The following is a 16,721-nucleotide window of genomic DNA, read 5'->3' as shown; positions in this document are numbered from 1 at the left end:
TAAAGATTATAAAGGAGAATTAAATATGGAACTAACTCAAGAAAGATTGAATAAAATAAGTGAATATGCAAAATTACTCGTTTCTGTAGGATTAAATATTCAAAAAGGTCAACCGTTATACATCAATGCAACGGTGGATTGTACGCCACTTGTTAGAGCGTTATACAAACAAGCTTATGAGTTAGGTGCTTCAGAGGTTAAGGTCAACTTCAGTGATGATGTCTGTCGTCGTCTTTATATGGAAAATAGTGACATGGCTGTTTTAGAAAATGTACCACAACATGTGATCGATGAAAGAATGTACTATGTTAACAATAACGCAGCATTTCTATCCTTAACTGCGAGCTCACCTGAATTAATGAAAGGCGTTGACCAAAATCGAATTAAGTCGGCTTCAATCGCTGGTGGTAAAGCGTTAAACGAATTCAGACAAGCAATTCAAAGCGATGAGATTGCATGGTGTGTTGCAGGTTATCCATCAAAAGATTGGGCAGAATTAGTATTTCCAGGCGAAGACGATGCTGAAGAGAAATTACTAGACTTAATCTTATATACAGTGAGAACTGAAGAAGAGGATCCTACAGTTGCGTGGAAGAAACATACGGATACTTTAGATAATAAAGCAAAACTTTTAAATGAGAAACGATTCAAGCAATTGAAATATTCAGCACCTGGTACTGACCTGATAATTGATTTACCTGAAGGGCATTTATGGGCTGGCGCATCAAGTGTCAATAAAGCAGGAACAACATTCGTTGCAAATATGCCGACAGAGGAAGTTTTTACAGTTCCATCAAGAACGGGTGTCAATGGTACGATAAAGAATACAATGCCGTTAAGTTATGGTGGTAATATTATTGATGATTTCACACTCACTTTTGTTGATGGTAAAGTAACTGATTATCAAGCAGGTGTTGGTGAAGAAGTATTAAAGAGTTTACTTGAGACAGATGAAGGTGCGATGAGACTAGGTGAAGTCGCTTTAGTCCCTGATGATTCACCAATTTCAAACACGAAAACATTGTTCTATAATACTTTATTTGATGAGAATGCGAGTTGCCATTTAGCGCTTGGTAGTGCATATTCTTTCTGCCTAGAAGGTGGTAAAGAAATGACAGAAGAACAATTGATTGAACATGACTTAAATCAATCGATTACGCATGAAGATTTTATGGTTGGTTCAAATGAATTAAATATTGAAGGTGTACATGCTGATGGCTCAACTGAGATGATTATGAAAGATGGTAATTTCGTGATCTAGAAAAACATATATTTCATTGAAGAGATATGATATACTAATGTAGATTAAAGGATATAACAATTCAAGTGAGGTGGATATTATGTCAATGGCGATGATGACATTAATTTTAATTGCATTTTTATTTGCAATTTTTGGTTTTGGTATGTTCATGATGTTTACTATAGGAAAGTTCTTTGAAACGAAAGAATCAGTCATTATTGATACACCAGATGAAGCTTTAGAAAAGAAAGTATTTAAAGATTTAGTACATTAATCGATATAGAAGTGAGTACTACTTTATTGGGTAGTGCTCACTTTTTTTGATATAATTAGGCTATTATGAAGCAAAGAGTGAATAGTAAATAAGGAGAATTATATGACACAAAATACAAAAAACAAACCTGTCACGATTACCATCAAACGACTTGGTATTAATGGAGAAGGTATCGGATATTACAAAAAAAAGATCGCATTCGTTAAAGGCGCTTTACCCGGTGAAGTGATTCGTGGGGAAGTTGAATTTGAAAAAGATAAGTTTATGTCTGTCAAAATGACTAAAGTACTTGAGAAATCATCTGACAGAATTGAGCCACCTTGTCCTGTTTATGAAGAATGTGGAGGGTGTCAACTTCAACATTTAAAGTATCCTGCTCAACTTTCTGAAAAAGTTGGAATCATTAAAGATGCTTTGACACGTTATGCACCTAAAGTGAAGTTCGATATCATTGAACCGATGAAAGGTATGACTGAACCATTTCGGTACCGTAATAAACTACAATTCCCAATCAAACAAATGAATACCGGACGTGTCATTTCAGGAATGTATGCAGAAGGAAGCCATCAACTGATCGATTTAAAAGATTGTATCGTTCAGCAGAAGGAAACGATGACACTCCATTTAAAGATTAAAAGATTAATTGAAGATTTAAATATCCCTGTAGGAATGAGCAGTAAAAAACATGGATTAACGCATATTATTATTCGACAAAATCATAACAATGAAATGCAAGTCGGATTGATGGGTAATAGTAAAGAGGTCAAAAAATTAGACTTAATCGCATCTAAAATCATGGATATCGATAAAGTAATTAGTGTGTCATATGTGTATAAAGATTTTGATGATTCAGTCATTACTGGACATTCGATGAAATTACTTAAAGGTAAGAAAACAATGGAAATGTCAATCGGCGATAAATTATTTGACGTTGAACTTGAAAGTTTCTATCAATTGAATGATGCAATGGTTAAAGATTTGTATGATACGATAAAAGACCATTTAAATGATATTAAGTCTGATCAAGAGATGAAAATTCTTGATGCTTATTGTGGAGCAGGAACAATCGGAATATATGTTCAAGATGAAGGGATGCACATTACAGGCGTAGACGATAGCGAAGCAAGTATCCGAAGTGCTAAGATAAACCAACAAAAAAACAATATTCAAAATATAGAATTCATTCACGCTGATGCGAAAGATTATATTACATCTAATCATCTTGATTACGACTGTATGATGTTTGACCCACCGAGAACAGGGATTAATAGACACATTGTAGATACATTATTAACAAAAGGTAGCGACCATATTATTTATACAAGTTGCAATCCATCAACATTTGCGAAAGATATAGCCCATTTATCAAGCCGTTATCATGTGACGCGTATTACACCGGTTGATATGTTCCCACAAACATCTAGAATTGAACTTGTAGCGACATTAGAGCGTAAAAAGAAATAACTTCTATAAAATGTGTATGCAGAAGGAACATATATAAAATATAATGGTGAAAAATTAAGGTGATTTCGTGGCGAAGAAAATTACATCCATTGAAGTACAAAAAAATAACAAAGAGCGATTCAACATCTATTTAGATAGTGAATTCGCTTTTGGAATTAGTATGGATACATTGGTTAAGCATCATCTAACAAAAGGTCAGTCGTTAACAACTGAGTATATTCGTCAAATTGAATCGACAGAATTATATTATACAGGATATCAACGAGCGATACGGTATTTATCGTTTAAGAAACGTTCTGCGAAAGAACTGAAAACACATTTATCTGAAGATCAACTGACCGAAGAGGACATCAATCGATTAGTTCAAAAATTAACAGATCAAGGGTATATAGATGATGAAGACTATATCACTAGTTTCGTTAGAACCGCATTGAATACAACTCAAAAGGGACCTCAAAGAGTCAAAAAAGAGTTATTAAACAAAGTCGGACAGAACTATGTTGAAGAGATTGATCGTGTTATCCGTGACTATTTCACGGATGATATTATTCATGAACGACTTAATCACTTGATTCAAAAAGAAGATAAACCATTATCTATACCGAAGCGTAAGCATGAACAAAAAGTTCTATTAAAACTAATTCGAAAAGGTTATGAAAGACATTCCATTGAGGAAGTACTTAAACACTTTCAATTCGATGAAAAGTCTGATGTTATAGAAGATAAGATGATTCGTGACTTAGAAAAGAAGTATAAGAAAGTTAAGCATTTACCATTATATGAACGTAAACAAAAGTATATGGCGATGTTAATGATGAAGCAATATGATTATGATAAAATTAAAGAAATCTTGGAAGGTGATCTGAGTGCATTCGAAGCCGATGAATGAAATGACAGAAGATGAATTAAATGAGCTCATAAAATCATTATATGAGAAGGCACGTAAAGCCGAAATGGCAGGAATTATGAATGAATATGAAGTATATGTGCGAAAAGTAATGATTGCTAAAAGCTATTTAGTCGATGAATCAAAGATAGATCTTCATAAGATTTATCAGCTGAAAGATACAGATGAATACTTTAAAGTTGAATATTTAAAAGGGATCTTTGCATGGGGATACCGAATTCGTGGTAATGGAGAAGAAGAAGGATTGCCTGTTGCAATATTAAAGATAGACTAGGAGTGAGTATGTATGAATTATTTAGTTAAACTAGAAGATGTTACAACAATTCATTATGCTCATCATGGGATTAAGCAATTTGTAAATCAATTATTACCAGTACGCGTTCAAAAGAGAATACTTCTAAAAAATATTAACCTGACCATCAAACCAAATACTGTATATGGATTGTATAGTGAAGATATTATCGATGCAAGGCATTTGTTACATATTATCGGGCGAAATGAACAAGTTGATATAGGGCAAGCATCTTATTTTGCGAATAGTTTTTACTTCTCAATCGAATACATTATGAAGCATTTCCAACATAGCACACTTAATGAAATATCTTCACAATTATCTATCATTACTAATAGTAATATTTCATTGAAGAAAATAAATGTTCAACACCTTTATGAAGAGCACAGTGGGTTTGGTGTGAATAAAAAGAATGTTCAATTCGATGAATTAGCAGATAAACCATTGTCATCATTTACATATGGTCAAAACATAATAACAATAATGAAATTGCTTGAGCAAAGTGAATTTAATTTAGTACTCTGTCATAATTTATCGCTATACTTAAATGACGAACAAATGTCATTATATGATTCATTTATTCAAAAAATGTCTAAAGAAGGTAAATCGATCGTATTAAGTGAACAACTCGAATTTCTAAAAAATAAATCAGATGAATTAATATGGTTATCTTATGGCCAAATTAGAGAACATGGTAAAGCGAGCACCGTTTATCCTGTAATTCGCAACTATTATTATGAAAAAAATAAACATAAGTCTAGTTTTTTCTCGGCACAAGATAACAAGTTGATTGAGAATAGAAAGAGTTTAACCGACGTTGATTCAGAAGACTTGAGTCGTCTGAAGCGGCGAAATCTTTATCAGATGAACCCGAGAATTCGCAACTTATTATTACTTACTGGATTATGTGTAATCGTGCTATGTATATGTATGTTCTTATTATACAAAAACATTACATTGAATCCATTAGAACAAGGGTTGATACCGACGTCAGAAGAAAAAGTGATTCAAGAGCAATCGACAATTACAGAACAATCGGGCATCGTTGTGATGACAGAAAATAAGCATATTAAGACTAAATCACAAGCATTTAATGTACCTGTAGGTGCTGCATTATTAACAGAAAGCTATACTGAAAAATTTTATAATGTGGAAATAGAACAAGATATCGTTGAATTAAGTAAAGAAGACTTAATCTATATTAATAAAGCCGCACTATATAACGAAAAGTCAATGGATGATTTACAACAATATATGGACATTACACCGGTAAGTATACAGCGTATTCAAAATAACTTTATTGGCGAAAGTAAAGATAATATATTTACAGCTGGAAATGGTGACCACTTATTTATCGGTGATGAAGGTAATGATTTTATTCAACCTGTTGCGGCTCAGAACTTCAGCATGCTATTCAATGGGTCGGATGAAGCGATAGGATTTGTTGTGAAGGCGAAAAAAGCGAAAGCATTAGATAAAGAATTCAAAAATAATATTGATGATGGCCAAATTGTATTTAGAGTTAATAATGGGTTTGTTGTATATCAACAAAAGCATAAATTATGGACCGTTTTATATTATTAAGGGGTGAATTGAATGGATACAATAAAACAACATTATAAACTTCTCCTTCAAATGTTTAAACGTTCCATCTTGTCATTTAAAACAGATTATCAACTCCATTTGATGTTCAATGTAATTGGGTTGACATTATTTATACTTTTAACGATTTTCCTCAAGTTAAAAGGCGTTGATGAATTATCTTGGCATACGGCTGTATTTAGATTGATCGGTTTTATTTTGTGGTTTTGGGTGATGTTATTACTGATTCAATTATATCGAACAAATGCGAATAAAAACTCACTATGGAAGCTATCAAGTACACCGTTGTATTATCAATTATTCTCAAGACTGTTTCCGCATTTTTTTAGTTTATATATTCATCTCATCATCATATATATTTTCTTAAGATTATTATCAATTGATTTTAATTTATCAGTTTTAAGTATTATATTTTTTGCAATTATGTTTACATTACTCATGATGCCGTTAATTTTAATTTATTTTATTATTTTACAAATAATTCCTTTCGATAAAGTTTTTATTGCGATTTGCTCTTTAATTATGTTACTCTCAACACCTATTTTTTGGCTACCGAATTCATTAGGACGGTTTATATTACTTATGAATATTAACCCATTGTATTATACGGTGAATGGTATACAAAGTAGTTACGTGTTAGGTTATGATCAATTGTTCAATACTGTTATACACGTCTTGTTTTTGGCGGTTTTAGTCATGTTGTCGATATGGTCAGTGTATAGCTATTTAGGTTTAAAGAAACTTTCTCAAGATGAGTAATGTATCAGCCTGTTAGTTAGGATTAATTTTAATAAAGGTTAATAAAGAGCCTAAATCAACGTTGATTTAGGCTCTTTCCAATGAAGTATTATGATTAATTTTGAATTGGGACTTTTTGTTGTAATTTATCTTCAGAAAAAACCCATCCAGTATATGAGCTTGGTACATTAAATTGATCATCATATTTAACGATGGCGACAAATGGATAATGTCCTTTCTCAAGGTATCTTAAGTCTATGAATCGCAATTCATTTCGAGCATAATCCCATTCATAGCGATAAAATGGACTAAAATGAATAAAGGCACGTACATTTTTATCGTGTTTGATTTCAGGATATTTTTCGAAGTTGAATGGTTCTTTTCTTTTGAATTTGTCGTAAAAGTTAATCGTTAACCCATGTGCTCTTCCAACGTAATCATATTCAGATGTTCGAATGGCAATACGCCATACTTTATACCGCATTGTTGGTGCGATAAAATATTGTTCGATTGTTTCTGAATCGATAAAATGATGGATATATTTCTTAATTGTATATTGATAATAAAAGCGACTTATATAATATAAAATTAGAATTATATATATGATTGTAAAAATGATAAATCCGTGACCGATGAAATACCATAATATAAAACCAATGCCATGCATGAATAAGATGAAGTAATCAATCGTATTTATGACAGCAAGTTGAATCCATTGATTGCTAAATGGCCTTAAAGCCTGGGTACCATATGCGTTAAAAATATCTACAAAGATATGAAGACTCACGCCGAGTTGAGCAAACAAGTAGTAGTGCAATATATTGATATCTTTAAAGATTAAATAAATTAATGCAGTAATTAAAATTGGCCATATTAATTGCATTGGTAAACTATGTGTAAATCCACGATGATGTGTAATATAATTAGCGTTACCTGTTAATTTAAGCACAGTATCAATATCTGGTATTTGTGAAGCGGTAATTGCAGTAATAATGAATGGTAATGATGTACTTTGTATCGATGGGTCGATTGTACCGAAAGCAACTAGACCTACACCCATACATGTATGAGTCAATGTATCCATTCTATCCAACTCCTTATATGAGGTGACAATATGTATAATGAAAGTCAATATGCGAATAATTTACTGAATTGGTATGAAGTAAACAAACGAGATTTGCCGTGGAGACATACGTCAAATCCTTATTATATTTGGTTGAGTGAAATGATGTTACAACAAACTCAAGTATCAACTGTGATACCTTATTATAATGCATTTATTCATAAATTTCCAACCATTGAAACGTTGGCTAATGCACCGATTGAAGAAGTGTATCCGTATTTTGAAGGGTTAGGTTATTACCGTCGAATAGAGCACTTCCATGATGCGATTAAAGAAGTTCAATCAGTATATGGTGGTGAAGTACCTCATAATGCAAATCAATTTCGACAACTGAAAGGCGTCGGTGATTATACAGAAGGCGCTGTGATGAGTATCGCCTTTAATCAATTACTACCGGCAGTTGACGGGAATGTAGTACGAGTTTTTTCTAGGCTCGATTGTAAACCTTATGAAGTTGTATCATCTAAAGGAAAGAAGTATATCAAGGATAGAGTTGAAACATTGATCCCTCTTGAAGCAGGAGATTTTAATCAATCTTTAATGGAACTTGGTGCAACAGTTTGTACTCCGAAGGCACCAAAATGTGAACAATGTCCAGTTCAACAACATTGCGAAGCGTATGAAACATATCGTGTTGATGAGTTTCCTGTGAAAAAGAAAAAGACTAAAAAACAGCATGAATATTATGACGTGTTCGTCATTAAAACAAAACAAGATGAGTTAATTATTGAACAACGTCCAAAGACAGGTCTACTAAGAAATATGTATCAATTTCCGATGTTCGATTATTATGATGAAGAACATGTGGAACAACATATCAATGAAAGAATTCATATTTATGATAAAGCAGTTCATGAAATAGAACATATATTTACTCATAAAGTATGGCATTTAACCGTTCATTATGGCATATGTTTAACAGATGGTTCGAAACATATTGTCCTTGATGAAAAACACAACTACCCAATGAGTGTGAGTATGAAAAAAATCAAAGAAGCATTTGAACAGAACAATTCTTAAATCATGAGTACGTATGATATAATTTGTATATTAATGATATAGATGAAGAAAGTGTGATGACATGGAGGACGTTAATTTAATAGAAGGTGAGACCCTACGAATACAAAGTTATAAACATAACGGTCATATTCATCGTGTATGGAGTGAAACGTTAATTTTATATGGTGATGATAATATTATCATCGGAGGAAATGACCATACACTTGTCACGGAAAGTGATCGAAGGACTTGGGTGACCAGAGAACCAGCAATCGTATATTTCCATAGTGAATACTGGTTTAATGTCATTTGTATGTTTAGAGATGATGGTGTTTATTATTACTGTAATTTAAGTTCGCCGTTTATTTATGATGGTGAAGCAATTAAGTATATAGACTATGATCTCGACATTAAAGTATATCCGGATGGTAAGTATCATTTACTCGATGAGGATGAATATAAGTTGCACAAGCAGCGGATGAGATATTCTGATGACATCGATTATGTCGTTCGCAAAAATGTCGATATTCTCCAATCTTGGATTGAAGAGAAGAAAGGACCATTTGCCCCTGACTTTATAAAAGTATGGCACAACAAATTTATCGATATTAAAACAAAACAATTACGGTAAACATCAACTTTTTTTGTTGATGTTTATTTTATATAGAGGAGTATAGATTATGATTAAAAGATATATGCAATTCGTGAAACCATATTGGTTACTTGTTGTGTTAACGATTATCATTGGTATATTTAAGTTCGGTATTCCGTTACTTATACCACTTTTAATTAAATATGTTATTGATGACATTATCATCAACGATGCGTTAACCGTAAATGAAAAAATTAATCAGTTATTCATGATGCTTGGAGTATTTATGTTTATCTTTGTCGTTGTGAGACCACCGATTGAATATTTCAGGCAGTATTTAGCGCAATGGACAGGGAACAAAATATTGTATGATATTCGAGACAAACTATTTGATCACCTCCAAGCATTGTCAGTGAGGTTTTATGCTGATCGTAAAGTCGGTGAGATTATTAGTCGGGTCATTAATGATGTTGAGCAGACGAAAACGTTTGTTATTACTGGGTTAATGAATGTATGGTTAGACCTTGTGACGATTATCATTGCATTATCAATTATGTTTACGATGGATGTAAAGTTGACGTTAGTTTCGATGATTATTTTCCCATTCTACATATTAAGTGTGTGGTTTTTCTTTGGAAGATTGCGTAAATTAACACGAAATCGCTCGGCAGCACTTGCTGATGTCCAAGCATTTTTACATGAGAGAATTCAAGGAATGACAATTGTTAAAAGCTTTGCTATAGAATCTAATGAATCAAAACGTTTTGGAGTAGAGAATAAAGAATTTTTAAATAAAGCAACAGACCATGCGAAGTGGAATGCATTGAGCTTCGGGGTTGTGAATACGATTACTGATATTGGGCCTTTATTAGTAATTGGTTTCGGTGCGATGAGTGTCATTCAAGGAAACTTGACAGTAGGTGTTTTGGCAGCATTTGTAGCCTATATGGAACGTTTATACGGACCACTTAGACGGCTAGTAAGTTCTTCAACAATGCTTACACAAAGTATTGCATCGATGGACCGTGTGTTCCAACTATTTGACGAGGAATATGACATTGAAGATAAGCCGAATGCAATACCATTACCTGCATCAAATGGTCATGTTCGATTTAATGATGTGACGTTTAAATATCATGATGATGATTCATATGTGTTAAGAGATATTAACTTAGATATCCAAGCTGGTGAAACGGTTGCATTCGTTGGAATGAGTGGTGGAGGTAAATCAACTTTAATATCATTAATTCCAAGATTTTTCGACGTGACGACTGGGTCTATTGAGATAGATGATTATAAAATTACTGATGTGACGGTTAAATCTCTCCGCGATCAAATCGGAATGGTCATGCAGGATAACGTTTTATTCAGTGACACGATTAAGGAGAATATTTTGTTAGGATTGCCTAATGCAACAGATGGCGAGGTCATTGAAGCGGCAAAACAAGCCAATGCGCACGACTTTATTATGAACTTACCACAAGGTTATGATACACAAGTCGGTGAACGTGGGGTGAAACTATCTGGTGGCCAGAAGCAGCGTATTGCAATTGCACGAGTGTTTCTTAAAAACCCTCCAATCCTCATATTGGATGAAGCAACAAGTGCGCTTGACTTAGAAAGTGAATCAATTATCCAAGAAACGTTAGAGACTTTATCAAAAGACAGAACGACCATTATTGTTGCCCATCGCTTATCAACCATCACTCATGCGGATAAAATTGTCGTATTGAAAGATGGAGAAGTTGTCGAGACAGGAAATCATCAAACATTAATGGCAGCTAAACAGTATTATTATGACTTATATTCAATCCAAGATTTATAAATGTATGCGCTTTAAAAATTTTCATGGATAAAATTTTTAATTGTGTTAATATTTAATTGAGTTTAACTGTGCAATGTTGAATTTAATGATTTGGGGGTAACGAATTATGACGTTTCTAACATGGGTTGCAATTATTGCAAATGTGTTGATCATCAGTATAATACTACTTCTTATATTGACTTTTTTATTTTTTAGATTTAAGGATGCAGGTCAAAACCAGCATAGTGTTCTTAGAAATTTCCCGGTGCTTGGTCGGGTAAGATATTTCTTAGAAAAAATCGGACCAGAAATTAGACAATATTTATTCCATAATGACAATGAAGGACGACCATTCTCAAGAAAAGATTATTTGGCAGTTGTATTGGCAGGTAAATATAAATCACGTATCGGTGGATTTGGTTCTCAGCGTGACTTTACTCAGCCTGGATTTTATATTAATAATTCAATGTTTCCACTTCAAAGTACAGAAATTGATGTCGATCAATCTGAACAGATTCATACTCAAATCTATGAGGTTGAAGAAGATACGATTTTTACACGTAAAGAACACCAAGAAAAGAAGACAGTAGATCCTTATTTGATACCGAAAGAACAAGGTGTGACGATCGGTCAAGATTTACAATATCCGCACACATTCCAACGTCTCATCGGACAATCGGCAATGAGTTATGGGGCATTAGGTAAAAATGCAATCAAGACTTTATCCATTGGTATTCACGATGCGAAAGGAAGCTGGATGAACACAGGTGAAGGTGGTATTTCGCCACATCACTTGCACGGTGAAGCAGATTTAATTTTCCAAATTGGACCAGGTTTATTTGGTGTTCGTAATTTAGATGGAACGTTTAGTGAGGAACTATATAAAAAGAAGGTTGCATTAAACAACGTCAAAGCTGTTGAATTGAAGCTTGGTCAAGGTGCAAAAACACGTGGCGGACATGTTGAAGGTGAAAAAGTGACAGAAGAAATTGCTGAAATACGTAACGTTGAACCGTTCAAAACAATTAACTCACCGAATCGCTTTGAATTCATTGATAATAGTCATGAATTGCTATACTTTGTTCAGAAATTAAGAGAACTCGGTCAAAAACCAGTTGGATTCAAAATCGTTGTCGGCAATATTGATGATATAAAGCAGCTAGTTCAAGCAATGAAGGAAACCAATATTGTACCGGACTTTATCTCAATTGATGGAGGTGAAGGGGGAACTGGGGCAAGTTATCAAGAGTTAGAAGATAGTGTTGGATTACCGATATTAACAGCATTACCTATTGTTGATATGATGTTGACACATTATGGCTTACGAGAACGAACGAAGATCATATCATCAGGAAAGTTGATTACTCCAGATAAAGTAGCTATAGCGTTAGGACTTGGAGCCGATTTAATACAAGTTGCGAGAAGTATGATGATGAGTGTCGGATGTATTATGGCATTGCAATGTCATACGAATGAATGTCCAGTAGGCGTAGCAACAACAAACCCTAAGTTAGAACGAGGACTTGTGATTGAAGAGAAAAGGTATCGTGTGACGAATTATTTAATCGCTTTAAGTGAAGGATTGTACAATGTTAGTGCAGCGGTTGGAGTAACAACGCCGACTCAAATCAATGCAAGTCATATCGCATACCGCAATGAATACGGGGAAGTGGCAAATGGTTATGAATACAAAGCGAAGTTGTGGCAAACAATTAGACAACGCACTGAATCTTAATTTATATCAAGATACATTAGATGTTGCTAAGTCATTGCTCGGTAAGGAAGTGCACAGTGTTATTGATGGTGTTCATACATCAGGTTACATTACTGAAGTTGAAGCTTATTTAGGACATAATGATGAAGCGGCTCACGGTTTTGTCGGTAGAAATAAAAAGAATAATGAGATTTTCAACGAAGCAGGACACTTTTACATTTATTCAATGCATGGACAGCACTGTATGAATGTTGTCACACAATGTGATGGCGTCCCAGAAGGAGTATTAATTCGTGCGATTGAACCAAATCACGGCATTGACACGATGAAATCACGCCGTGGACGAAGTGATTTAGCAACAGGTCCGGGCAAAGTGACGCAATGTTTAGGCGTGAAGCGTGATGAACATAATGGAACATTGATTAATTCAGACGTGCTTTGGTTGTCGGATGGTAAAACACCGAAATCAATTGAAGCGTCAAAGCGAATTGGCATTGACACGAAAGAAACAGCGAAAGAATATCTATACCGATTTACTGTGAAAGGTCATTATAGTGTTTCGAAACGACGAAAGAGAGATATCGTGGAAGATGTATGGCGATGAACGATTGTGTTCATCGCTATTTTGTTTGAAGAGAAATTCCGTCAACAAAATCGTTGAAGTTGTAGATGGAATAAGACGATAAAAAAATTCCATCAACAAAATTAGTAAATTTGTTGATGGAATAAAATTTATTTCGATGACATTTTTTCAAATACACGATGCACTGCTTTAATCGTTTTTTCGATATCCTCTTCTGTATGTTCAGTCGTAATAAACCAAGCTTCATATTTACTTGGTGCTAGGTGAATCCCTTCTCTCAGTAATAAATTAAAGAATTCACTGAATTGTTCAGCGTTAGAAGATTCAGCATGAGAATATTGAGTAACTTTTTCCTCAGTGAAATAAATCGTCAATGCCCCGACAAGTCGATTGATATTTGCTTTAATACCGTATTGATCAATACCTTGTTGAATTCCTTCTTCCAAACGTTGACCGAGTTTTTCTAATCGTTCATATACGCCGTCTTCTTTCAATACTTCAAGACAAGCAATGCCTGTACGAATCGATAGTGGATTTCCCGCCATTGTGCCTGCTTGGTATGCAGGTCCAAGGGGTGCGACATGTTCCATAATATCAAGTCGACCGCCGTAAGCACCGATTGGCGTTCCTCCGCCAATAATTTTACCCATTGCCGTTAAGTCTGGTTGTACATTTAATAAGTTTTGCGCTCCACCATACATAAATCTAAACGCAGTAATGACTTCGTCGTAGATTACTAAAGAATTATTACGATGAGCAATTTCATTCACTTGCTCAAGAAATCCTTCATAAGGTTCCACTATTCCGAAGTTCCCAACAATCGGTTCAACAAGGACTGCAGCGATTTCATCACCGAAGTGTTCAATCGCTTCTGTTAATTGATCTATATCATTGAACGGAACAGTAATGACATCTTGCGCAACACCGATTGGAACACCAGCAGAATCAGGTGTTCCAAGTTGTGATGGACCACTACCAGCTGCAACAAGTACTAAGTCGGAATGACCGTGATAACACCCTTCGAATTTTATAATTTTATTTCGTTTCGTATACGCTCTTGCAATACGAATCGTCGTCATAACAGCTTCAGTCCCTGAATTAACGAAACGTACACGTTCTAGTGAAGGAATTGCATCTTGTAACATTTGAGCAAATTTAATTTCATGTGTTGTCGATGTACCGTATAAAATACCATCTTCTGCAGCATTTTTTATTGCTTCTGTAATATGAGGATGCGCGTGTCCAGTAATAATTGGTCCATAAGCCGCAAGATAATCGATGTACTCATTTCCATCCACATCATAAAACTTAGATCCTTTACCTCGTTCCATCACAATTGGAGCACCACCTCCTACTGCTTTGTATGATCTTGATGGTGAATTAACACCACCTAATATATGTTGTTCACTAATATTTTTTAGTGATTCTGATTTAGAGAAATCCATTGATATCATCCTTTCAAATCATAAGATACAATCATCTTATCAAATTATGTTAAAATAGTCACAGTATGAATAATAACTGGAGTGATTGAATTATGAAATTTCCAAAGTTTGAACTTATGAATGAAAATAATGAAATTGTTTCGCACAATGATTTATTAGGACAGTATACAGTTTTATTTTTTTATCCGAGAGATAATACACCGACATGTACTCAACAGGCATGTATGTTTAGAGACATAAAAGATACATTAAAATCTTTAAATGCAGAAGTATACGGTATATCTGGTGATAGTGCTAAAAAGCATACAAACTTCATCAATAAACATGATTTAAACTTTTCACTATTAGTCGATGAAGACTATCAATTGTCGGAACAATTAGACGTGTATAAATTGAAGAAGGTATTCGGTAAAGAATCAAAAGGAATTGTTAGAACAACGTTCATATTAGATGAACAGAATGAAATTGTTAAACGTTTTGACCAAGTTAAAGTTAAAAATCATATGGATGAAGTCGTTGAAGCAATTAAAATAGCACAAGCATAATTAATTTTTATGATTGACAATGAAATTTAATAAAGATTAAAATAGTACTATTGAAATTGATACGAAGTGAGGTGAATGTTCAATGCATCACACGACTGAACATGATATTTTGAAAGAATCGATTCACAAGTTACGTGAAACAGGTGTCAGAATAACGCCGCAAAGACAAGCGGTATTAAATTACATGATTAAATCTGATGATCATCCGACAGCAGATGATATTTATAAAGCACTCGTCGATGAGTTCCCGAATATTAGTGTCGCAACTATATATAATAATTTAAGATTATTTAAAGATACTGGGTTAGTTAATGAATTGCCATACGGTGATGCATCGAGCAGATTCGATTTTATTACATCAGCTCATTATCACGTTATTTGTACTGAGTGTGGTAAAATTACAGACTTTAATTATCCAGCATTGAATGAAGTAGAAACACTTGCAAAACATGTGACTAATTTTGATATTACACATCACAGAATGGAAGTTTATGGACTGTGTCCAGAATGTGCAGAGAATACTAGTAAATCTTAAAAAAACTGTTCCAATTAATTGGAACAGTTTTTTTAATTGATTTTATTTTCATCTTCTTGAAGTAATTTTTCACGCTTTCTTCTATTGTTGTAATCTTCATTGAATTCCTTACCGTCAAGCTCTGGATCAATTGTGATAGCTTCATTACAATTTGAACATATATCTGCACGTCCAAGCATTTTTGTATAGTGTTCACAGTGTGGACATTTAACTTGTATCGTTTTAGTACTTAACATACCAATCCAAAAGTAGACAATAAAGCTCAAAATAATAGGAATAAAACCGATAATCAAAAAGATTGAAAATACAATGGGATATTGTCTGAAGAAGACACCAATGTACATTATTATCATACCAATAAAGACTAACGCTAATGCCCAACCTCTTATTCTATTAATTTTACTATTTTTCTTCATATAATCACCTCTAGTTAATAAGATAAGAATACTAAAGTTAATTTGAATTGACAATGAATCAATAAATAAAATCAATACACATATATATAAAGTAAATAAATATTAAACAAATGATTGACCAGGATTAGAATATTTGATATATTAATTAAGTCGCTAATTTGAGACGAAACATTGAAATTAAAAATATTAATTAAATGTAAATTAGGTCTTGAAGACAATGGCGATATCGTGTAAAATAATTTATGCACTCACAAAGGAATCATCAAATAAAGGACAAAGATTACATTTGATGAAATTAATTTTTAAAAAACAAAATTAACACTTGAAAAACAATTTTGATTTCTGTATAATTAATTCTTGTGAGACAAAATAGAACATTGAAAACTAAATCAAGAAAGTCAACGTTAATTCCGATAGAAGAGTCATTCCCTAAAGGGATGAAGAGAAG

At 33.6% G+C, this 16,721-nt stretch carries 17 protein-coding genes; 14 read left to right on the top strand and 3 right to left on the bottom strand.

Features of this window, described 5'->3' with window-relative positions; all coding sequences use genetic code 11:
* Positions 1-25 precede the first annotated feature (25 nt).
* From EDD62_RS07230 to EDD62_RS07205, 7 genes are all read left to right on the top strand, one after another.
* On the top strand, positions 26-1,261 hold the full coding sequence (locus tag EDD62_RS07230; RefSeq protein ID WP_123808160.1) for an aminopeptidase: 1,236 nt from the start codon (positions 26-28) through the stop codon (positions 1,259-1,261).
* Positions 1,262-1,340: 79 nt separating this feature from the next.
* Entirely contained in the window at positions 1,341-1,514 is a 174-nt protein-coding gene (locus EDD62_RS09220; protein ID WP_170152803.1) for a hypothetical protein, read from the top strand.
* 102 nt (positions 1,515-1,616) lie between these two features.
* Positions 1,617-2,978, top strand: a complete 1,362-nt coding sequence (rlmD, locus tag EDD62_RS07225) for a 23S rRNA (uracil(1939)-C(5))-methyltransferase RlmD (protein WP_123808158.1) — start codon at positions 1,617-1,619, stop codon at positions 2,976-2,978.
* A 67-nt stretch (positions 2,979-3,045) separates the two neighbouring features.
* On the top strand, positions 3,046-3,867 hold the full coding sequence (locus tag EDD62_RS07220; protein WP_123808156.1) for a regulatory protein RecX: 822 nt from the start codon (positions 3,046-3,048) through the stop codon (positions 3,865-3,867).
* Positions 3,845-4,159 (top strand): YfhH family protein, encoded by a 315-nt coding sequence (locus tag EDD62_RS07215; RefSeq protein WP_123808154.1) that lies wholly within the window; start codon positions 3,845-3,847, stop codon positions 4,157-4,159. The genes EDD62_RS07220 and EDD62_RS07215 overlap by 23 nt, the downstream gene beginning before the upstream one ends.
* A 12-nt stretch (positions 4,160-4,171) precedes the next feature.
* Positions 4,172-5,761, top strand: a complete 1,590-nt coding sequence (locus EDD62_RS07210) for a hypothetical protein (RefSeq protein ID WP_123808152.1) — start codon at positions 4,172-4,174, stop codon at positions 5,759-5,761.
* Between the two features lie 12 nt (positions 5,762-5,773).
* Positions 5,774-6,538 carry a hypothetical protein gene (locus EDD62_RS07205; protein WP_123808149.1) on the top strand — a complete coding sequence of 255 codons (765 nt, stop codon included), beginning with the start codon at positions 5,774-5,776 and terminating at the stop codon, positions 6,536-6,538.
* A 94-nt stretch (positions 6,539-6,632) separates the two neighbouring features.
* On the opposite strand, the gene EDD62_RS07200 is transcribed toward EDD62_RS07205, so the two are convergent.
* A complete protein-coding gene (locus tag EDD62_RS07200) occupies positions 6,633-7,601 on the bottom strand; it encodes a metal-dependent hydrolase (RefSeq protein ID WP_123808147.1) in 969 nt (322 codons plus the stop codon).
* A gap of 30 nt (positions 7,602-7,631) precedes the next feature.
* Here EDD62_RS07200 and mutY point away from each other — a divergent pair, with 30 nt between their 5' ends.
* From mutY to EDD62_RS07175, 5 genes are all read left to right on the top strand, one after another.
* Complete coding sequence (gene mutY / locus EDD62_RS07195; protein WP_077139911.1) at positions 7,632-8,660, top strand: A/G-specific adenine glycosylase; 1,029 nt, start codon at positions 7,632-7,634, stop codon at positions 8,658-8,660.
* Between the two features lie 61 nt (positions 8,661-8,721).
* Entirely contained in the window at positions 8,722-9,270 is a 549-nt protein-coding gene (ntdP, locus tag EDD62_RS07190; protein WP_077139912.1) for a nucleoside tri-diphosphate phosphatase, read from the top strand.
* A 49-nt stretch (positions 9,271-9,319) separates the two neighbouring features.
* Positions 9,320-11,056, top strand: a complete 1,737-nt coding sequence (locus tag EDD62_RS07185; protein WP_123808145.1) for an ABC transporter ATP-binding protein — start codon at positions 9,320-9,322, stop codon at positions 11,054-11,056.
* 106 nt (positions 11,057-11,162) lie between these two features.
* Positions 11,163-12,770, top strand: coding sequence for an FMN-binding glutamate synthase family protein (locus EDD62_RS07180; RefSeq protein ID WP_123808143.1), 1,608 nt, complete (start codon positions 11,163-11,165; stop codon positions 12,768-12,770).
* Entirely contained in the window at positions 12,712-13,353 is a 642-nt protein-coding gene (locus tag EDD62_RS07175; protein ID WP_249037355.1) for a DNA-3-methyladenine glycosylase, read from the top strand. Before EDD62_RS07180 ends, EDD62_RS07175 begins: the two co-directional genes overlap by 59 nt.
* A 128-nt stretch (positions 13,354-13,481) precedes the next feature.
* Here EDD62_RS07175 and EDD62_RS07170 read toward each other — a convergent pair whose 3' ends face one another.
* Entirely contained in the window at positions 13,482-14,777 is a 1,296-nt protein-coding gene (locus EDD62_RS07170) for a glutamate-1-semialdehyde 2,1-aminomutase (protein ID WP_123808141.1), read from the bottom strand.
* A 92-nt stretch (positions 14,778-14,869) separates the two neighbouring features.
* Between EDD62_RS07170 and bcp the strand changes: the two genes are divergently transcribed.
* Both bcp and perR read left to right on the top strand, forming a co-directional pair.
* On the top strand, positions 14,870-15,322 hold the full coding sequence (gene bcp / locus EDD62_RS07165) for a thioredoxin-dependent thiol peroxidase (protein WP_123808139.1): 453 nt from the start codon (positions 14,870-14,872) through the stop codon (positions 15,320-15,322).
* Between the two features lie 82 nt (positions 15,323-15,404).
* Positions 15,405-15,857, top strand: coding sequence for a peroxide-responsive transcriptional repressor PerR (gene perR, locus EDD62_RS07160; RefSeq protein WP_123808137.1), 453 nt, complete (start codon positions 15,405-15,407; stop codon positions 15,855-15,857).
* A gap of 32 nt (positions 15,858-15,889) precedes the next feature.
* Here perR and EDD62_RS07155 read toward each other — a convergent pair whose 3' ends face one another.
* Entirely contained in the window at positions 15,890-16,273 is a 384-nt protein-coding gene (locus tag EDD62_RS07155) for a YgzB family protein (protein ID WP_077139918.1), read from the bottom strand.
* Positions 16,274-16,721: the final 448 nt, after the last annotated feature.

It is taken from the genome of Abyssicoccus albus (assembly GCF_003815035.1).
GTDB lineage: Bacteria > Bacillota > Bacilli > Staphylococcales > Abyssicoccaceae > Abyssicoccus > Abyssicoccus albus.
The sequence above is the reverse complement of the archived record's forward strand: the minus strand, read 5'-3'. Positions and strand labels throughout refer to the sequence as shown.